The organism is Croceibacter atlanticus HTCC2559 (genome assembly GCF_000196315.1).
Lineage (GTDB): Bacteria > Bacteroidota > Bacteroidia > Flavobacteriales > Flavobacteriaceae > Croceibacter > Croceibacter atlanticus.
Window position 1 is genome coordinate 1,174,833 of sequence record NC_014230.1, and the last position, 18,783, is coordinate 1,193,615.

At 33.4% G+C, this 18,783-nt stretch carries 21 protein-coding genes; 10 read left to right on the top strand and 11 right to left on the bottom strand.

The annotated features are described in order from the left end of the window. Window positions 1-127: 127 nt before the first annotated feature. The 9 genes from CA2559_RS05205 (at window position 128) to CA2559_RS05245 (ending at window position 7,996) form a co-directional block, all read left to right on the top strand. On the top strand, window positions 128-643 hold the full coding sequence (locus tag CA2559_RS05205; RefSeq protein WP_041240922.1) for an OmpH family outer membrane protein: 516 nt from the start codon (window positions 128-130) through the stop codon (window positions 641-643). Between the two features lie 183 nt (window positions 644-826). After that, window positions 827-1,426 carry a hypothetical protein gene (locus CA2559_RS05210; protein WP_238524725.1) on the top strand — a complete coding sequence of 200 codons (600 nt, stop codon included), beginning with the start codon at window positions 827-829 and terminating at the stop codon, window positions 1,424-1,426. 538 nt (window positions 1,427-1,964) lie between these two features. Then, window positions 1,965-3,296, top strand: a complete 1,332-nt coding sequence (locus CA2559_RS13540; protein WP_013186801.1) for a hypothetical protein — start codon at window positions 1,965-1,967, stop codon at window positions 3,294-3,296. Between the two features lie 2 nt (window positions 3,297-3,298). Then, the gene (locus tag CA2559_RS05220; RefSeq protein ID WP_013186802.1) at window positions 3,299-4,186 is read left to right on the top strand and encodes a hypothetical protein; all 888 of its coding nucleotides are present in this window, start codon (window positions 3,299-3,301) and stop codon (window positions 4,184-4,186) included. A 130-nt stretch (window positions 4,187-4,316) separates the two neighbouring features. Continuing rightward, on the top strand, window positions 4,317-5,270 hold the full coding sequence (locus CA2559_RS05225; protein WP_013186803.1) for a hypothetical protein: 954 nt from the start codon (window positions 4,317-4,319) through the stop codon (window positions 5,268-5,270). A 200-nt stretch (window positions 5,271-5,470) separates the two neighbouring features. Beyond that, on the top strand, window positions 5,471-5,953 hold the full coding sequence (locus CA2559_RS05230; RefSeq protein ID WP_013186804.1) for a hypothetical protein: 483 nt from the start codon (window positions 5,471-5,473) through the stop codon (window positions 5,951-5,953). Between the two features lie 20 nt (window positions 5,954-5,973). After that, the gene (locus tag CA2559_RS05235) at window positions 5,974-6,462 is read left to right on the top strand and encodes a hypothetical protein (protein ID WP_013186805.1); all 489 of its coding nucleotides are present in this window, start codon (window positions 5,974-5,976) and stop codon (window positions 6,460-6,462) included. 12 nt (window positions 6,463-6,474) lie between these two features. Beyond that, window positions 6,475-7,533 (top strand): hypothetical protein, encoded by a 1,059-nt coding sequence (locus tag CA2559_RS05240; protein WP_013186806.1) that lies wholly within the window; start codon window positions 6,475-6,477, stop codon window positions 7,531-7,533. Window positions 7,534-7,603: 70 nt separating this feature from the next. Next, window positions 7,604-7,996, top strand: a complete 393-nt coding sequence (locus CA2559_RS05245) for a hypothetical protein (protein ID WP_013186807.1) — start codon at window positions 7,604-7,606, stop codon at window positions 7,994-7,996. A 188-nt stretch (window positions 7,997-8,184) separates the two neighbouring features. Here the strand turns inward: CA2559_RS05245 and CA2559_RS05250 are convergent, their stop codons facing one another. From CA2559_RS05250 to CA2559_RS13925, 6 genes are all read right to left on the bottom strand, one after another. Beyond that, window positions 8,185-9,459, bottom strand: a complete 1,275-nt coding sequence (locus tag CA2559_RS05250) for a DEAD/DEAH box helicase (RefSeq protein WP_013186808.1) — start codon at window positions 9,457-9,459, stop codon at window positions 8,185-8,187. A 225-nt stretch (window positions 9,460-9,684) separates the two neighbouring features. Beyond that, window positions 9,685-9,945: a hypothetical protein gene (locus tag CA2559_RS13740; protein ID WP_148232779.1), complete on the bottom strand. Its 261-nt coding sequence runs from the start codon at window positions 9,943-9,945 to the stop codon at window positions 9,685-9,687. A 206-nt stretch (window positions 9,946-10,151) separates the two neighbouring features. Beyond that, window positions 10,152-12,218 carry an alpha-ketoacid dehydrogenase subunit alpha/beta gene (locus CA2559_RS05260; protein ID WP_013186810.1) on the bottom strand — a complete coding sequence of 689 codons (2,067 nt, stop codon included), beginning with the start codon at window positions 12,216-12,218 and terminating at the stop codon, window positions 10,152-10,154. Window positions 12,219-12,490: 272 nt separating this feature from the next. Further along, the gene (locus CA2559_RS05265) at window positions 12,491-12,793 is read right to left on the bottom strand and encodes a GIY-YIG nuclease family protein (protein WP_013186811.1); all 303 of its coding nucleotides are present in this window, start codon (window positions 12,791-12,793) and stop codon (window positions 12,491-12,493) included. 225 nt (window positions 12,794-13,018) lie between these two features. After that, the gene (locus tag CA2559_RS05270; RefSeq protein WP_013186812.1) at window positions 13,019-14,080 is read right to left on the bottom strand and encodes a branched-chain amino acid aminotransferase; all 1,062 of its coding nucleotides are present in this window, start codon (window positions 14,078-14,080) and stop codon (window positions 13,019-13,021) included. Between the two features lie 79 nt (window positions 14,081-14,159). After that, window positions 14,160-15,602: a dihydrolipoamide acetyltransferase family protein gene (locus CA2559_RS13925; RefSeq protein ID WP_013186813.1), complete on the bottom strand. Its 1,443-nt coding sequence runs from the start codon at window positions 15,600-15,602 to the stop codon at window positions 14,160-14,162. Between the two features lie 159 nt (window positions 15,603-15,761). On the opposite strand from CA2559_RS13925, the gene CA2559_RS05280 reads away from it, so the two are divergent. After that, window positions 15,762-16,235: an Lrp/AsnC family transcriptional regulator gene (locus CA2559_RS05280; protein WP_013186814.1), complete on the top strand. Its 474-nt coding sequence runs from the start codon at window positions 15,762-15,764 to the stop codon at window positions 16,233-16,235. A gap of 39 nt (window positions 16,236-16,274) precedes the next feature. Here CA2559_RS05280 and CA2559_RS05285 read toward each other — a convergent pair whose 3' ends face one another. From CA2559_RS05285 to CA2559_RS05305, 5 genes are read right to left on the bottom strand one after another with little or no spacing between them, the layout of a single operon-like run. After that, a complete protein-coding gene (locus CA2559_RS05285; RefSeq protein ID WP_013186815.1) occupies window positions 16,275-16,598 on the bottom strand; it encodes a GIY-YIG nuclease family protein in 324 nt (107 codons plus the stop codon). Window positions 16,599-16,601: 3 nt separating this feature from the next. Beyond that, window positions 16,602-17,216, bottom strand: a complete 615-nt coding sequence (locus tag CA2559_RS05290; RefSeq protein ID WP_013186816.1) for an acyltransferase — start codon at window positions 17,214-17,216, stop codon at window positions 16,602-16,604. Window positions 17,217-17,245: 29 nt separating this feature from the next. Continuing rightward, window positions 17,246-17,566: a GIY-YIG nuclease family protein gene (locus tag CA2559_RS05295; protein ID WP_041240924.1), complete on the bottom strand. Its 321-nt coding sequence runs from the start codon at window positions 17,564-17,566 to the stop codon at window positions 17,246-17,248. A 38-nt stretch (window positions 17,567-17,604) separates the two neighbouring features. Continuing rightward, window positions 17,605-18,357: an enoyl-CoA hydratase/isomerase family protein gene (locus CA2559_RS05300; protein ID WP_013186818.1), complete on the bottom strand. Its 753-nt coding sequence runs from the start codon at window positions 18,355-18,357 to the stop codon at window positions 17,605-17,607. 54 nt (window positions 18,358-18,411) lie between these two features. Beyond that, window positions 18,412-18,714 carry a GIY-YIG nuclease family protein gene (locus CA2559_RS05305; RefSeq protein ID WP_013186819.1) on the bottom strand — a complete coding sequence of 101 codons (303 nt, stop codon included), beginning with the start codon at window positions 18,712-18,714 and terminating at the stop codon, window positions 18,412-18,414. Window positions 18,715-18,783 lie beyond the last annotated feature (69 nt).

An 18,783-nucleotide genomic window follows, 5' to 3' on the forward strand; every position in this document is an offset into this window, starting at 1 on the left:
TTATATTTGACTGATTACAACCAAAAACATAACGCACTTTTCAGCGCTACTTCTCATAATCAAGACCGTTATACTAAATTTTCAAAATAATGAATAGATTTAAACTTTAAAGATGAAAAACATAAAAATGAGAATTATACTATTAGTACTGACCTTAACATTTTGGTTACCTAACATCATAAATGCACAGAATAACGTTGCTAAAATAGACATCAATAAACTAATTGAAGAATATCCTGGTAAAGATGAATATGTTAAAGATATTGAAGAGTTAAGTGACGGATTACAAACTAAGTTAGATGATATGTATAATAAGCTAAAAGCGACTATAAATAAATACGAAAGTGAGGCTGAATTACAATCAGAAGAAACAAATATTGAAAGAGCCAAAGAAATTAATAGAGAAAGGGAAAAAATTTCTGAACAACAAAAGTTAGCAATTGAACAATTAGAGAAATTTGAATCTAATTTAAATAGAAAAATGTCTGTTAACGTACATAAAGTTGTATTATATATTGCTGAAAAACAAAATTTAGATTTTGTAATAGACTCATCACATGGTTATAATATAATTGAAGCAGATTGTAAAGATATTTTTAATGACGTGAAACAAGAATTAATTAAGTACATCCAGACACAATAATTACTAAACAATAGCGGTATAAAAAGACGGTAGTTGTGAGAAAAATTTAATATTCCTTAAAAAAACTAATTGTACCAAACCGAGTGATAACAGCTTTTTTAGCTCAACTAGTTTTAAAATATTCTTTGAAGATTATTACATTCTAAAATGATAAAACTAAAAAGTTACTCTATTATTATCTACTTGGTAATTTCGTTTTTTACGATAGAAGGATACTCTCAAATTGATACGACTAACAGTAAAGTCTGGATTTCTTTTAAAAACTCAGCTCACAACATAGGATTTTGTGTGTATCATATTCAACAAGAAGCCTGCGAAGACCATTCAGAAGTAAAGGATGAATTACTAAAAATTAGTGATCCAGAATCTGAAGTCTATTATTACCAATTAGACACTAAATGGGCAAAAAATAGGCTTATTTCCTTAGCTAAAAATAATGCATCTAAACCAGAAAATTATTTTATACTGTTTGATGTCGATCAAGGTTCCTTTGCCAAATTATACGATTCAACTAAAACATCTAACTCTTATAAGATGTTTTCTGTATTTGATTTAAGAGATAATTTTGAAATTAAAACACATAGAAAATCAAATTCTAGTATCATCTTCAAAATAGTTTCAGACAGAGCAAGTTCCATTCTAACCAATACTATGTGGCGAGAGTTTTTTAGTCATAGACTTGGTTGTTTAAGTTCTGAAATTGAAATTTCACTCATTGGTTCTACTTCATTAAAAGATTATCAAAGCTTCAAAGACAAGTTTATGAACTTTGTTGAGAAATAAAAACTGACTACAATACCATCATTTTTTGAAAAAGTAAGCCAATAGCTAGAAAATCTGCTAGTTAAGGTGAGTTTTTTGTAGCTTAATTTTTAAACTTGATTTAATAAAACAGCTTTATAATTACAGAGTATAAGGAGTCGTCTTGTGCTTTATTCAAATTAAAGCAACTAAACTGCATTAGTTTTCATGAATGAGCTGAAATTTAAAACGTATTAAAAATATACCTATAAATGGGTATTGTTTCTTTATAGTTTTAGGCTCATCTTGTTAGCTTTAATTTGGTATATAGATAAAACATCTAATATTATTTGGCATTTTATTGCTTGACTTTGTTTAAATACTCAAAATGACTCTATTTCTAGAAACATTGATTACGACCTAAATTCAAGCACACCAACCATTAAAAATACAATACCTTAAATTTAAAACACCTGAAGACATAGGCACAAACGACATACCCACAAACCAAAAATTTAAAATAGGCCATTTTATTGGCATTACATATAACAGCAAATTCTAAAAACAAAATTAAGGAATTATGAGAAAATCTACCTTAATCATTGCATTATTACTATCTTTTTTCACTACAAGTTCTCAAGTGTATGATGCTTATAACCATGCAGAGCTAAAAAAAGATTCTAAAGGACGCTTTATTGGAGATATATCTGTGTTAGGTATAATGAACAGAGCGACACTTGATGCTGCAGATGATAAAAATTTCCTAAAGGAGTTTACCCTAAAGTTGAAAATTTGGGACTACTTAGGCGAACCTATGGAAATGTATGCATTTCAGTGGAAAAGAAAAAAAAGCTATACCGTTAAAGTAAATAATAGGATAAGAAATTTGTCTTTAGACGATCTTAAAGATTATCCAGATTTACAAAAACGTTTCTTAAATATAAGACCATCTAAAGTAGATGTTAAGATTTCTGGCGTTGCGGGAGATGGAAATTCTACAAACACCTATAAAGTTGGACAAGTTAATGTTCCTGAAGAAATTGTTCCTGTCGTAATGTTGTTTGATTACATCGTTAAAGATGTTGATTTACTAATTGCAAAAGAAGGTGAATATAGAGAGCCCACTGTTGCTGGAAGTCCTTCTACTTGGAATGAGTTTTTCAAATGGTCATATAGCGATCCTAGTATTGGACCAGATATTGATTTAAATATTACAGAAACTAGCTTTAATAAACTTTCAGAAAACGCACAAAAACAACGTATTAAAAAAATTAAGGATGTTTGGAAACAGATTAAACACATAAAGTTAAGGGCAGATCTTAAAACATTAGAATGGCCAGAGCTGGAAATGATAGACATCATAAAAACTTACGACCGCTATAAGAAGCAAAAGAAATTAAAAAAAACTGAAAGTGATGATGATTTTTGGAGTGGAGAAGAAGAGGTAGTCGCAGAAAAAGCTGAAAATGATGATTTTTGGAGTGGTGGGACTAAAAAGAAAACAAAAGATGATTTCTGGAGTGGAAAAGGGTCTACAGAGGAAGAAGTAAATGTTCAAAAAAGTATTGCGACTGCAACAGGAAACCAATACATAGGTCAAAAAGAAGTATTAACCAAGAGGATTACTATTTCATACTATGACCACGGTGAAATAGATGGAGATAGAATAAATATAAAACATAATGGAAAAACGAAAGCAAATAATGTGACTCTCAGATCTTATGATGAAAATTTAAGTTTAGATTTAGAAGAAGGAGTAAACAGAATAAGCTTTGAAGCGTTAAATCAAGGAAGCGCAGGACAAAACACAGCTTCATTCACGGTTTATGATGCGAATAACAATGTTTTATACACTAACGAATGGAAAATAAATACAGGGTTCAAAGGCACATTACTACTAATTAAACTATAAATATGAAAAAGATTATCATATTAACAGCACTCACATTAATTTCAATCACCAATATTTTCGCTCAAACTAAAAATGATCAAGCAAGAGCTTATTACATTGAGGCTGAAAAAAATTATGAGTTAAAAGACTATCTATCTTCATTAGCTAATCTGATAAAGGTTGAAGAGATATTAGGTGCAACCAATGCTCGTGTTTTAGCTTTAAGAGTTAAAATTTCTTATGAAGCAAAAGATTATGACTACGCAAAAAAGTATTTAAAACAATTTTCTAACTATGATTCATCAGAAGCGCTGAAAAATGAGATTTTATCATACATCGTTAAAGTTGATAATAAATTAGAGGAGGCTTTAAGTATAAAAGAAAGAGAAATTATTGCCGAAAATGAAAGTAAACAAGCTGAAGCTATAGATAAAGGGAATTGGGAGAAAGCGCTTTCAGAGAATAACTTTAATAGCTTTAAAAACTATTTATCAAATGAAAATAATATTCTTTTTAGAATAGAGGCCGAGAAAAAAATAAAAAGACTCTTCTTAGCGACGCCTGAAGGGATAGAAAAGTTTATTAAAGAAAATGGTCATAAGGATAAAGGACATGCTTTGTATAAATATAATTATTCAGCAACTGTAACACCTTATGTAATTAAAATAAAGAGTCAATGGCGAACTATGAAAAATAAAATAGAATATTTTACAGATAACTTATATCTAGAAGGTGAAATAGAACTGACAGGAGGAGGAAAAAAAGGGGATTATTATATTTGGGGTCCTTATGGAAATCGTTTAATTACTTTAAATCCGAATTGTGATGCTGTAGCATTTTTTGAAGGCCTTGAAGCATATGTAAATTCTACTGATAATAAAAAAAAGCCCAAATTTATCACTAAGCTATAAACAAAATATACCAGTAGAATTCAAAACTAACTGTTTACAAAAACGTTTGTATTCCATTACGGCTGAATGATATTTGCGTACCACTTCGTAAATAAGCCAAAGTCACATGATTATTAATTAAGTTATAAAGATGAAAAAAATTATCATATTAACAGCACTCACATTAATTTCAATCACCAATATTTTCGCTCAAACTAAAAATGATCAAGCAAGGGCTTATTATATAGAAGCTGAAAAAAATTATGAGTTAAACAATTATCAATCTTCTTTAAATAACTTGAATAAGGTTGAAGAGATATTAGGTGCAACCAACGCTCGTGTTTTAGCTTTAAAAGTTAAAAGCTCTTATGGCGCAGAAGATTATATCAATGCAAAAAAGTATTTAAATAAATTTTCTAACTATGATTCATCAGAAGCGCTAAAAAATGAGATTTTATCATACATCGTTAAAATTGATAATAAAATAGAAGAAGCTAAACTAGAAGCTGAAAGAAAAAAAGAGCTAGATGAACGAAATTGGTTAAAAGCCACATCTAATCACACTATACAATCTTATGAAACTTATTTGAACAACTCTAAAAACACTCTTTATCGCTCTGAAGCTAAAAGAATACTAACTGAAGATGAAGGTTTTAAAGAAATTCGTCTTGCAAAAAAACAGTTAGCAACACCCAAAGGTTTAACTGATTTTTATTTCAAAAACAAATCATATTCGTCTCCTAAAGATTTTGAGCTATCAAAATCTACGGGAATGTTGAAATTAGGCAAAAACGAAAGCTATCGAGAAGGTCCAGCTTATGAAGTTCATGAAATCTATTTAGCTCAGTTAAATAAGGTTAAAATTAACATAAAGAAAGGTAGTTATTATGATATAACATTTTATGGTGAAATAGATAGAACAATTTATAAAAGAAAAAAAAGAGGTTTAGTATTTGATTTTAAAAGACGCTTAACTCATCATACTGAAAAATATTACTCTCCATCAATTGATTTTAAAAATGAGAAAAGTCTCGAACAATTTTTAGAAGCTTTTAAAAAGTATTTAAATAATTCAGGATATTACCCAAGTTTTGTAAAAGGGTAAGTATTCTATATAAGTATTAAAAAAAGATAAATAACACCAAATAAGCTGATTATGATGTTAATGAGCATATGTGATTTTTATGCATTAATAATGACCCAAAAGATAAAACAACCGATTTATTTAAACATATTAATATCGAATTGTAATATTAAGATAATAAAGGGGTGCATAAAAGTTGATGAATTTTATAATCATTAACTATGAAGTCAACCAAAGTATTATCTACAACTTTTCTTTTATTCTTTTCAATTTTATGCAATGCACAAGAACAACAAAATGATGAGACCATTAGAGAAAAAATTAGTTGGATAAATAAATTTGGTTTTAAAAATACCGTTCCGATAAACGATACACTATTAAAGCCAAAACAAATTTTCTTTGGTGAAGCGGTTAGGGATATATTTTATTTTTATGATACGAAAGACAACAAATCAGTTACGGTTGCTTTTGAGGATAAATTAACTAACAAGATGACCCTTACTTGTATTAATGGAGAGTATAAAATTTATATTTCCGATTTATTTACAGCAGGATATACTGTTATATCAAATGAAGATCTAGGAACAATTAATTTCGGAACAAATAAAGAAAATGCTTTAAAAACCTATAAAACGTTCGAAGATTTGTTTTATTTATTAAAATGGGAAGTTGAGTGTATCAATAAATTAAGCGATAACAAATAAATTTTAAAACCAATACAAATATGAAAACAATACAGTTTGTAACCTTAACATTTCTATTAGTGTTTGCCACGGTGATGCAGGCACAAGACATACATAACCCATACGATAACTGTGAGTGCACAGATAGGATGGAACGAGACTATGTTTTTGGCGGCTCAAATATTGTTACTTATAAAGGCGTGCGGTATATGTTTTATGATTATTACAAGCCAGAAAAAAATACGTGTTTTCAGAATTACCTGAATGAATCTAGCAGCATAACTGTAACAGCTTTTAAAGAAAAGCTATTAGAGCACCCAACATTTAAAATGCTGGTCGAAGCTGGCGTGGTACGTCAAAAAAGTATTGTAGGTAAGATATATTGGAAAGCTTCATCGGTAAGTGAGGTTGAGGAAGCTCAAAAGGAAAAAGCTATGGAATACAATTATAGCAATCTTACTCTAAAAGCTATTGACCTAGATGTAGATTTTGAAACACCTTTTAGCAAATTTAAAACCTGTAGTAATTAAAAATCACTAACTATGAAATTCTTAAATGTAGTTGGTCTTTTAATTATAACATTTACAATACAGGCTCAGCATCTCATCATAAATCCAGATCTTATTTCTCATAATGTAGAAGAAGTTATTCTGCCGGTTTCAAATAACGCATATGTCTTAGTTAAGGATAGTACAGCTTATGTTTACAATATAGATGCTGTTTTACCATTTAAAAAAGGTAACATAAAAGAGAACTTCATATTAGATATAAATAATAATAGGCTATTAACCATCGCATTAGTTCCTGAGTATTTTGATAAAGCTGATGAAAATATGAATATCGTGACACTGGTTTCCTATAAATATGAAATTAACTATAGTGTTGTAGATAGTATCAAGGCAAATAATTTAGTTGATAAATACGATTATTTCATCCCTAAGTCAGTTGTTCATGAAACTATTGAGAATCGCGAAACATTGAATTCAGAAGATTTATTTGTCACGAGTATTTATAGTTCTTCAGGTAATTTAGCGCTTCCATCACATTATTTAAGAATAGATAAAAACCAATCTCTATCTGTTTTAAACAATGGGTATCTTACGCTTTCTGAAGTTAAAAATAACAAGGTAGTTAAAGACAAATCTTGGGGATTTTTTAATGGATCAATTAGTCTTCAACGTAGTATAAAAATAGGAGATTTTGCTCGAATTAATTTTCAACGCTATAAGGAAGATTCAGATATCTTAGAAAATTTTTGGTGTATAATAGATTTAAAAAAACAAATTTTCGCTCCTATAGATTTAAAGCAATTTTATAGTAATCTAGAAAATATAGAGGCACAGGACATCTCGTTGATTAATAGTACACCATTCTTTTTCAGGTCTTTAAATGATAATAATGTAAGAATGTACGTATTGCCAGATAATAATTACGTTTGGTTAGATGACCAATCCTACTATTATAGTTCTGGAGACCTATCTAATTATGCACAAATTAAAGTGAGAGATAAATCTTTAAGCCCTAATGTAAATGTGCACCATTATAACCATCCAGACAATATTCTAAAAGCTATTGCGCCGTACGAACCTGAAAAAAATTAAAGCGTTATCAAAGAGCAATGAAAACATTTAAAAAGAAATACCTTTTATAAAAAGTTTAAAATTTGAATAAATGAATTTAAAACTCTCAATCGAGGAAAATAAAAGTAAATTTTTAGATGAAATGATAACCTTTGAAAAAAAGTTTATTCTTCAGCATTATTTTAAAACCAAGAAGGTCATCAATAATGCAGAAAGAGAGATTTTAAAAAAATCACCTAGCAATGAAATTGAAACTATTGCACTTATAGGAGTTCTACTTCTAGAAAAAGATGCTTTAAATATGTTTAGATTAAGAATAGGGTCTGTATTTAAAAGTGATGTTGAGTTAGCAGAGTCCTGTCAAAGATTAATAGACACCAAAAGCATTATAAAAGCCGAAACTGAGTTATTTCATTATGAGTATGAATACGAAGAATCTATAGAAGTGCCTATTATCGATTATTATATCAAATTTTTTAAATAAGAAAAAGTTTCTTTAAAAGGTATTTCTGATTTACTAATTGTAAAAGTAACTGAGTAGTCAAATGCTACTACAAACAATACCAAATTCTTACGTTAAGCTTGTTTTGTATTTATCTAATAGGTAGTGCAGAATAACTTTAATCTGCGCCTTAAAAACTTTAAAATTTTTAAATCATGAGGTTTTGGGCTTTATTTTTTCTTACGTCTATTATTTCCGCCACCTTTTTGAGAGCCTTTATTCTTCTTTCGGTTTGCAAAAAATTCCTGTTTTATACGTTGCTTCTCTTTTTCAGCAGCTTTCTTCTCAGAAGTTGTCATAGGTTTGTCTGTCTGCGGAAAAGGATTGTCTTTTATAACCGTAATTTTTTGCTTAATTAGCTTTTCAATGTCTTTTATGAACTGTATTTCTTCTGGCTCACCAATAGATATAGCTATACCATCTTCTCCTGCACGACCACATCGGCCAATTCTATGAACATAAGTTTCTGGTTCATTAGGAATGTCGTAGTTAATCACGTACTCTAATTTGTCAATATCAATTCCTCGAGCTGCAATATCTGTAGCAACCATTACCCTTATGTTGCCATCTTTAAATGCTTTTAATGCTTTTTGTCTTTGATTTTGAGATTTGTTTCCGTGTATGGCAGCACTTTTTATCTTTTTCTTTAAGAGTTTACGTACCGTACGGTCTGCTCCGTGCTTAGTTTTAGAAAAAACGAGAACTTGGTCTATCTTAGGATCTTCTAAAATATGAAGCAGCAAGTCTCCTTTATTGGTTTTGTTGGTGGTGTATAAATACTGTTGAATAGTTTCTGCAGTAGATGAAACTGGATTTACTTCAACTTTTTTAGGGTTTTTAAGAATTTGATTAGATAGTGTCAATATATTCTTTGGCATTGTAGCAGAGAAAAATAAAGACTGTCTGTTCTTAGGAAGTTTTGTTAGTAGTTTTTTAATATCGTGAATAAAGCCCATATCCAACATTCTGTCGGCTTCATCTAAAACAAAGTACTTAACGTCTTTTAAAGAAATATAACCTTGGTCCATAAGGTCTAACAATCTTCCTGGTGTCGCAATTAAAACATCAACACCGCTTTTAAGCTTATTAGTTTGCGCACGTTGAGGTACACCTCCAAAAATGACTGTGCTTTTTAATGATGTATATTTTCCATAGGCAGAAAAATTCTCACCTATCTGTATTGCAAGCTCTCTAGTTGGTGTAACTATTAGTGATAATATTTTACGCTTACCTTTAGCATTTTCTAAATCGTTTGCTAAATGCTGAATAATAGGAATTGCAAAAGCACCTGTTTTACCTGTTCCGGTTTGTGCACTTCCTAAAACATCTTCACCTTTTAGTATAAGTGGAATTGAACGTGCCTGAATAGAGGTAGGCTTCTCATAGCCTTGTTCATCAAGAGATTTTAAAATAGGGGAAATTATGTTTAGATCTTCAAATGTCATACTTCAAATGTTTTGAGACTGCTAAGTATTTTGGCAAGTATGCATTAAATATCTTAGAGTTTAGGGTAAGTTTAAAGCACAAAGGTAGTGTTTATAACTACGAGAACAGACTAAATGAATAGTAGTAATACTTTAGAGAAGTTATGAGGGACGAGATACAAAAATTTCAAATCGTCTAAAACCTCCCAAGAATTCAAAAATTGATAACTTATTAGACTTTAATTACTATAAACTATACGAACCTTCTTTGCTTGGAAATGTAGCAATGAGACCTTCATATATATCTTTATGAGCTCTAATTTTAAATTTACGTCCGTCATTGCATACGATTACAAATTGAATCTTTTGATTTTTATCCTTAATGTTAATACTGTCAAAACGTTCAACTTCATTAAAATGCAATGGGATAAATCCAATGTCACTTTTAATGATAAAACCTTGTTTTATAAATGTCATCTTGGAGCGCTTAAAAGTATTATAGCTCATACACCAAATACCTATGGATAATAAACTAAGTACTACAAAAATGAATATTATATTTTCAGTAAAATTAAATTCTGAAAAACTAGCACTATAAATATAATAGCCAAATAGTAAAAATGATATCAAAATTATTGGAGTACCAAACCGATTAATGAGATATCTTCCTTTTAACTGAAAGTCTATCATATACTCCATATTACATATATTATTTAATAGTCTAAAAGCTCCTCAATCTTCACCTTCACCTTCTCCGTACTAGGAATAAACGTCTCTTCTAATACAGAATTCAAAGGAATCGCAGGCATATTTTCACTACCAATGGTCATTACTGGTGCATCCAAATATTGGAAACATTTCTCTTGTATTTTTCCTGAAAGCGCTCTTGCAAAAGTATTGTCGCTAGGCTCTTCAGTAACCACTAGGCACTTGCCACATTTTCTAACGGAAGCCATTATGGTATCTTCATCAAGTGGATGAAGTGTTCTTAAATCGACAACCTCAATACTGTCTTGCAATCCAAGTTCTGCAGAAGCATTCATAGCCCAATGCACGCCCATTCCATAAGTGATTATAGAAATGGTTTCTTTCTCTTCCTGTTTCCAGATTTCTTGTAGGACATTCGCCTTTCCAAATGGTAGCACGTAATCCTCATCTGGCATTAATGAGGTTGCACCTTTTGTGCCTTTTACCTTACTCCAATACAATCCTTTGTGTTCAAAAATAACAACAGGGTTTGGGTCGTAATAAGCAGCTTTCATCAAACCTTTTAAGTCGGCACCGTTACTTGGGTAAGCAATTTTAAGACCGCGAATATTAGTCACCACACTTTCTACAGAAGAACTGTGATAAGGACCACCACTTCCGTAGGCGCCAATAGGCACACGTAATATCATTGACACTGGCCATTTACCATTTGAGAGGTAATTGCTTCGTGAAACCTCTGTAAATAGCTGATTGAGTCCTGGCCAAATATAATCGGCAAACTGGACTTCTACAATTGGTTTTAAACCAGTGGCGCTCATACCTACAGTACTACCTATAATAAATGCTTCTTGAATAGGCGTATTGAAAACACGGTTATCACCAAACTTTTGCGCTAAGGTTGCCGCTTCTCTAAACACACCACCTAAACGGCCACCAACATCTTGACCGTACATCAAACATTCAGGATGTTTGCGCATTAATTCTTCAACTGCAAATAGGGCACAATCCACCATCACGACTTTATCGCCGCCTTGCGGTGAGCGTTCGCCTTTCTCTTCAGTAATTGGCGTAGGAGCAAAGTCGTGTGTAAATAAATCTTCTGGTTTTGGGTCTTCGGCTTTTAATGCTTTTTGATAAGCTTCTTCAACTTCAGATTTAACTTCAGTTTCAATTGCAGTTAAGTCCTTTTCAATAAACCCATTATCCAATAATAATTTTTGAAGCTTCGGGTATGGATCGCGAGTCTTTGCTTCGTCTAAATCATCACGATAAAACTCCATTCGTACACCAGACGTGTGGTGGTTTAGTAATGGTACTTTAGCGTGCACTAAAAACGGCCTGCGTTCTTCACGCATTGTTTTAATGACTTTTTGAATGGTACTGTAGCTTTCTTCAAAATCAGTTCCATCTATAGTGACCGCTTCCAAACCGTGAAAACCTGCTGCATATTCGTAAGCATTTTGCGCTCTTGTTTCAGCTTCATTTGCTGATATATCCCAACCATTATCTTGAACCAAATAGAGGATAGGCAGTTGTTTTAAAGCGGCCATTTGAAAAGCTTCGGCGATTTCACCTTCGGTAACTGAGGCGTCGCCTAAAGAACAGACTGTTATTGGCAATTCAGACGTCTTTGAGTCATAACCTAGATTCTGGTCTTCGCGGTACCACATTCCCATAGCCACACCAGTAGCAGGAATCGCCTGCATACCTGTTGCACTACTTTGATGTGGAATTTTTGGCTTATCAGCATCCTTTAAACTTGGGTGTGAGTAGTATGTGCGACCACCAGAAAATGGGTCGTCTTTCTTTGCCAAGACCTGAAGCATTAAATCGTAGGGTGTCATCCCAATACTGAGCAAAATAGAGTCATCTCGATAATACGGGAACACATAATCTTGTGGCAGTAATTGCATTCCCACAGCATTTTGAATGACTTCGTGACCACGTGATGTGGCGTGAACGTACTTGGAAACGACTTTAAAGTTTTCCTCATACAATTCTGTCATCGTCTTTGCAGTCGCAACATTTTTAAACGCTTGTTTTAGTGTGTTTTTATCTATGCTCATATTCATTTCCTATTCCTAAGTTTGTCATTCCGTGCTAAGACACGGAATCTTTCACATTCTATATTTTCAATTGAACCTTAAAGGTTGTAAGAGATTCTGAATCAAGTTCAGAATGACAAGAGTGTTTTTGTTTTGTCATTTTGTGCTTGACACGGAATCTTTCACATTCTATATTTTTAATTGAACCTTAAAGGTTGTTAGTGATTCTGAATCAAGTTCAGAATGACAAGAGTGTTTTTGTTTTGTCATTCCGTGCTTGACACGGAATCTATCGCTTGCTAAAAATCCCAATCAATTGCTAAATCGTGCCAATCTTTATTATGTTCTTCAATCAATTCAATTTTCCAATCACGCTTCCAATTCTTTAACTGCTTCTCTCTTTTGATAGCATCATTCACATATTGAAATTGCTCAAAACACATCAGCTTCGTCAAATTATACTGTTTGGAAAAGCCCTCAACCAATTTGTTCTTGTGCACAATCATTCGACGTTCAAGGTTGTTGGTCATTCCTATGTAAAGAACACCATACATCTTGTTACTTAAAATATAAACGTAATATTGATGTTGTCCTTTTAACATTTTGTCTCACTTGTCATTCCGTGCTTAAGATTGAACTTTTTAGGTTTCATATTTTTAATTGAACCTTGTGGGTTATTAGTGATTCTGAATCAAGTTCAGAATGACAACTGTTTTCATCTTCATTTGTCATTCCGTGCTACGACACAGAATCTTTCACATTCTCTATTTTCAACTGAACCTTAAAGGTTGTAAGAGATTCTGAATCAAGTTCAGAATGACAAAATGTTATTTTGTCACCTTCAACATCCAGTCAAATTTATCTTCAACCTTACCTGTTTTAATGCCATCTAAGGTATTGTTTACTTTCTCGCCTATAGGATTATCATCAGAGACATGAATTGTTCCTCCATCATAACCTATGCTTTCAATCATTGCAATATTTACAGCAGTTCCTGTACCGAAAGCTTCTTCAAGCGTACCATTTTTTTCTGCCTCAATTATTTCATCAATAGTGATGCGACGTTCAGTTAAATCAAATCCAAAATCTTTAAGCAACGTCATTACACTTTTTCGAGTTATTCCGTCTAAAACAGAACCATCAAGTTTTGGTGTAATAAACTTACCATCAATCTTGAAAAAGATGTTCATTGTCCCAACTTCCTGAATGTATTTGTGCTCGTGTGCATCTAGCCATAAAACTTGATTGTAGCCATTAGACTTGGCTATCTCTGTAGGTCGTATTGCCGCTGCATAATTTCCAGCCGCTTTAGCTTCGCCAGTACCACCTGCTGCAGCACGTATGTATTGCTTTTCTGCCCAAAGTTTTATGCGTTCTTTAAAAAATGGTCCTGCTGGTGTGGCTATAATTATGAACTTGTAATGTGTGGCGGCGCGCATACCAATATGTGGCTCATCGGCATACATAAATGGTCTTAAATATAATGTGCTACCGTCTTGTTTTGGAATCCAGTTACGTTCAATATTTACAAGTGCTTTTAAACCTTCAACAAAAATTTCTTCAGGTATCTCTTGCATTCCCATGCGGCGAGCACTAAAATTTAGTCGTTTTGCATTATCTGCTGGTCTAAACAACTGCGGATTTCCATCTGCATCAACCGTTGCCTTCATACCTTCAAAAATCGCCTGACCATAATGTAATGCCATTGCTGCTGGATGTGTTGGTATGGTGTCTAGAGGAACAACTCTTGCGTCTTTCCAAACGCCATCCTCATAGTCACAAATGAACATATGATCTGTAAAGGCTTTTCCTAATGGGATATTGTTAATGTCAACAGTCTCCAATTTTGAAGTTGTTGCTTTGGTTATTTTTATGTCTAAAGTTTTCATTATTCTATATGATTATGAAAAGCATCTCGTCTACGCTCGATGTGACAACGGATGTCAGTTCGAGCGGAGTCGAGATCAATTAAATTTCTCTATTAGTATCAAACTGCTCCAAATTATCAGCTATCTTCTTTAAGAAGCTTCCGCCAAGAAAACCATCCACTATGCGATGGTCAAAGGATAATGACAAGTACATCATCGAACGGATTTCGATAGTATCATTACCGTCTTTTGTAATAACTTCTGGTCGCTTTTTGATAATTCCAGTAGCTAGAATCGCCGCTTCCGGTTGGTTAATGATTGGTGTTCCCATCACACTACCAAAAGTTCCCACATTACTTATCGTAAATGTGCTTCCTTTTATGTCATCGCCACCAAGTTTGTTTTCTCTGGCGAGATTCGCCATTCGATTAACGTCTGTAGCGAGTTCCTGTAAGTTCTTTTTATCTGCATCTTTCACAACCGGAACGATAAGGTTCCCACTTGGTAAAGCGGTTGCCATACCAACGTTGATATGTTCTTTAACGATGATGTTCCTCCCATCAACAGACACATTAATCATTGGAAACTCGGTAATCGCATTGGCGACAGCTTCAACAAATAATGGCGTAAACGTAAGTTTCTCGCCATACGTTTCCTGAAATTTTACCTTGTTTGCGTTTCTCCAATTCACAATATCAGTCATATCAGCTTCAACATAAGCTGTTACGTGTGGCGACGTATGTTTGCTATACACCATATGGTCTGCAATCATACTGCGCATACGATCCATCTCGACAATCTTGCCAGTACCTTTATCCAATTTCAACTGCGGAATTGTGTACGGTTTTGGTTGCTCAACAGCTGGTTGTTCTTTTAAGACTTTTAATTCTGCTAAAGTCTCGTTTAATTCCTGACCCAATTGCATCATTTGTTGACCGATACTTTCGAACTGTGAACCTATATCGCCAGAGATTCCTGCCTTCGCAGGAATGACAGAGAATTGATAAGGTCTTCCAGCATCTATATATTTAAAAACATCACTTTTTCGTAATCGGCCATCATTTCCTGTTGCTTCGATTCGAGCCAATTCTTCAAATGAGATATGATGTTCTTTGGCGATTGAAATGACTAGAGGCGAATAGAATGTATTATTCTGAATGCCTACTGAAGCGGTTTTTTGAAGAGGTTTTTTAGCTGACGATTTTGATGAAGCTTCAACTTTAATTGATGGTTTTGAGCTAGCTTCTTTTTCTTTCGACTTCAAGTTCGATTTCGATTTCTCTTCAGATTTAGAACCCGAAGAACCTTCTTCAAGTATTGCAATCTCAGAACCTACCGCAACAACATCATTAGCCTGAGCTTTGTGAGAAATCATAACACCCGAAAATGGTGCAGGCACTTCATTATCTACTTTGTCTGTAGCAATTTCAACTAAAATATCACCTTCTTCAAAAGCATCACCTTCTTGAACCACCCAATTTATGATAGTACCTTCTGTAATACTTTCGCCCATTTTAGGGACTTTAAATGCAGTCTCGCTCATAAGTTTCTTGAATTCTAACAAATTTAATTAATCTTAATGAAGTCTATAGGTATCAACTAAACAATCTATTTGTAATAGAATAAAATTCTGCCTAATATTAATTAAATATGTTTTTATTCTTAATATTGAATTTTAAACCAAACTAAATAGAAGTTCATTGTGATTAAACTAGATAGTACAGATAAAAAGTTACTGAAATTACTTCAAGAAGATTCTAACAGAACCGTTAAAAGTCTAGCTGAAATTTTAGGAAAAACTACCACGCCTATTTTTGAACGTATCAAGAAATTAGAAAAAGAAGGTCTAATTGATGGTTATGCTGCAAAGTTGAATGCCAAGAAATTAGGGCTTAAGCAAACCGTATTTATTGCCATTACCTTGCAAGGCCATACACGTAGCTTTTTAGAGAAATTTGTAAGCCAAATAAATGATTTTCCAGAAGTGGTAGAGTGCCACCGTATTAGTGGAACCTTTGATTATTTGCTGAAACTTGTTGTAAAAGATATTGAAGCTTACGAAACTTTTATTGTCTCAAAGTTAACGTTGATACCGTACTTAGGAAGTGTGCAGAGTTTTATCACATTGAGTACTGGAAAGCATACGAATGAGTTGGATTTGAGTGTGTTGAATTAACAATTCCTGCGCAGGCAGGAATCTCTGAGTTAGGAGAACCTACTTTCGAAACAGCCTAGATTTTCCGATGTCCAAGTTCCAATTCAGACTCAATTCTGTCCAACTTGGATTCATTTCTTCGATGAGATTTATTTTCCACTCTCTTTTCCATTTCTTCATTTGTCTTTCTCTGGTACTGGCTAGACTCTCATCTTCTAATTCTTCAAAATAGACCAGTTTATCGCAATTGTATCTAGCGGAAAAGGATTTCGGGTTTACTTTATGTTTGTGTTCAAGAACTCGGCTATCTAAATCATTGGTGTAGCCGATGTACAAAATACCATCGAACTTACTTGCCATTATATAGACATACCATTTGGTCATTACTTAATTGTCAGGAGATTCCTGCCTACGCAGGAATGTGTTCAAAGTTTTATAAAAATCCTCCTGCTTCGGACGGTTTTTAGGAATCTCCCGTAAAGGCTCAACTTCTCTCAAGCTTTCGTGACAATCTGCTGGTAGTTGTTGGTAGAGTTTTGTTCCGGCTGTTTTCCAAGAAATCATCTCATCAGACACTTCTTTAATAATTTTAGCAGGATTGCCAACAACTAAACTTCGTGCAGGAATCTTCGTTTCACCTTTAACAAATGCCATTGCACCAACTATGCTCTCATCACCAATTTCAGCGTCGTCCATAATGACACTATTCATTCCAATTAAGCAATTACGACCAAGGTTTGCACCGTGAATAATCGCGCCGTGTCCTACGTGTGCGCCTGCTTTTAAAACGATAGATTTCCCAGGAAACATATGCACAGTACAATTCTCCTGTACATTCACACCATCTTCTAAAATAATTTCGCCCCAATCGCCTCTAATCGCACAACCAGGACCAATATAACAATCTTTACCGATAATCACATTACCAGTCACAGCCGCAAGCGGATGTACAAAGCTGGATTCGTGAATTACTGGGATGTGGTTTTTGAAGCTATATATCATAATAACTTCCTGCGGAGGCAGGAAACTTTTTATTGGTTAGTTCTATGTTTATTCAAATCTAAATTCCAATTAAGGCTTAAATCAGTCCAACTTGGATTCATTTCTTCTATTAAATTAATTTTCCATTCTCTTTTCCACTTTTTAAATTGACGTTCTCTTTTTGAAGCTTCAGCTACTTCACTAAACTCTTCAAAGTAAATCAATTTATCACAGTTATATTTTGCTGTGAAAGACTTTGGATAGAATTTTACTTTATGTTCAACAACTCGTGAATGTATGTCATCTGTAACACCTATGTATAAAACTCCGTTAGGTTTATTTGTCATTATGTAGACGGTCCATTTGGACATAGTTATCGAGTCAGAGATTCCTGCCTACGCAGGAAGCATTAAGCAAACCGCTTCAATTTCTCCTTTGTAAATTCAGATAATACAAGTCGTCCTGAAACTTTCGCGCGCTCATTTAATAAGGTGTCCCAATCATCACAACCATCCCAAAAGATTTTCTTCATTTCTTTCATTGCTTCAGGGTTGTAAGTGCATAAATGCTCTGCGGTGGCTTGAACGGCTTCATCTAATTCTTCAGTTGAATCGTAAACGTGTGTGAATAAGCCTTTATCTTTTGCCCATTCTGGACTATAAAAGGTATTAGCATCAATAGCAATTTGAGACATTCCACTGACACCTAATTTACGTGCAACAGCTGGTCCGACCACAAATGGTCCAATACCAATATTCAGCTCACTTAACTTGATAGAGGCAAATTTTGTCGCCATACAATAGTCCATCGCGCTAGCAAGGCCAACGCCACCACCAACGGTTTTACCTTGTACGCGACCAATGATGAATTTTGGACATTTACGCATAGCGTTTATCACATTAGCAAAGCCCATAAAGAATTCTTCGCCTGTCTTTTCATCTTCAATTGATATTAATTCCTTAAAGCTTGCGCCAGCACAAAAAGTTCGGTCGCCACCACTTTTTAAGATGATGACAAGAACGTTATCGTCTTGGCCTGCTTCAGTGATTGTGTTCGCTAATTTGGCAAGAATATCACCTGGCAAACTATTGTGTGCCGGATGAAAAAATTCTATAGTTGAAATTCCGTTTTCTGTATGTTGTTTTACGTATGGACTAGTCAAGGTGTTGTTTTTAATGGTATGTCAAAGCGCACTAGATGCGCTTTCGGTTTATACCTAGTTATTCGTTTCTTGGTTTGGTTCTTCAAAAATACTTAAATCCCATTGAGCACTCAAATCTCGCCACTCAGGATTTAACTCTGTAATAATATTCTGTTTCCATTCGCGCTTCCACTTTTTAATCGTTTTCACACGCTTTATAGCTTCCTGAATCCATTGGTGTTCTTCAAAATACACCAACTTGTCAATATTATATCGACCAGTATGCGAACCATAAGTTCCACTCTTGTGTTCAAAGGTGCGACGCTTAATGTCATTAGTTACGCCGACATAGAATAGATGATTTCTCTTGTGAGTCATACATATAAGTGTAATACATATGAACTCTTGTGGACATTTACGGTTGACGATTTAGTTAATCTGGAAGCG

Coding starts and splice junctions, on each gene's coding strand:
- CA2559_RS05205 (WP_041240922.1), top strand. CDS start 128: ATGAGAATTATACTATTAGTACTGACCTTAACATTTTGGTTACCTAAC.
- CA2559_RS13540 (WP_013186801.1), top strand. CDS start 1,965: ATGAGAAAATCTACCTTAATCATTGCATTATTACTATCTTTTTTCACT.
- CA2559_RS05220 (WP_013186802.1), top strand. CDS start 3,299: ATGAAAAAGATTATCATATTAACAGCACTCACATTAATTTCAATCACC.
- CA2559_RS05225 (WP_013186803.1), top strand. CDS start 4,317: ATGAAAAAAATTATCATATTAACAGCACTCACATTAATTTCAATCACC.
- CA2559_RS05230 (WP_013186804.1), top strand. CDS start 5,471: ATGAAGTCAACCAAAGTATTATCTACAACTTTTCTTTTATTCTTTTCA.
- CA2559_RS05235 (WP_013186805.1), top strand. CDS start 5,974: ATGAAAACAATACAGTTTGTAACCTTAACATTTCTATTAGTGTTTGCC.
- CA2559_RS05240 (WP_013186806.1), top strand. CDS start 6,475: ATGAAATTCTTAAATGTAGTTGGTCTTTTAATTATAACATTTACAATA.
- CA2559_RS05245 (WP_013186807.1), top strand. CDS start 7,604: ATGAATTTAAAACTCTCAATCGAGGAAAATAAAAGTAAATTTTTAGAT.
- CA2559_RS05250 (WP_013186808.1), bottom strand. CDS start 9,459: ATGACATTTGAAGATCTAAACATAATTTCCCCTATTTTAAAATCTCTT.
- CA2559_RS13740 (WP_148232779.1), bottom strand. CDS start 9,945: ATGAGCTATAATACTTTTAAGCGCTCCAAGATGACATTTATAAAACAA.
- CA2559_RS05260 (WP_013186810.1), bottom strand. CDS start 12,218: ATGAATATGAGCATAGATAAAAACACACTAAAACAAGCGTTTAAAAAT.
- CA2559_RS05265 (WP_013186811.1), bottom strand. CDS start 12,793: ATGTTAAAAGGACAACATCAATATTACGTTTATATTTTAAGTAACAAG.
- CA2559_RS05270 (WP_013186812.1), bottom strand. CDS start 14,080: ATGAAAACTTTAGACATAAAAATAACCAAAGCAACAACTTCAAAATTG.
- CA2559_RS13925 (WP_013186813.1), bottom strand. CDS start 15,602: ATGAGCGAGACTGCATTTAAAGTCCCTAAAATGGGCGAAAGTATTACA.
- CA2559_RS05285 (WP_013186815.1), bottom strand. CDS start 16,598: ATGACCAAATGGTATGTCTATATAATGGCAAGTAAGTTCGATGGTATT.
- CA2559_RS05290 (WP_013186816.1), bottom strand. CDS start 17,216: ATGATATATAGCTTCAAAAACCACATCCCAGTAATTCACGAATCCAGC.
- CA2559_RS05295 (WP_041240924.1), bottom strand. CDS start 17,566: ATGTCCAAATGGACCGTCTACATAATGACAAATAAACCTAACGGAGTT.
- CA2559_RS05305 (WP_013186819.1), bottom strand. CDS start 18,714: ATGACTCACAAGAGAAATCATCTATTCTATGTCGGCGTAACTAATGAC.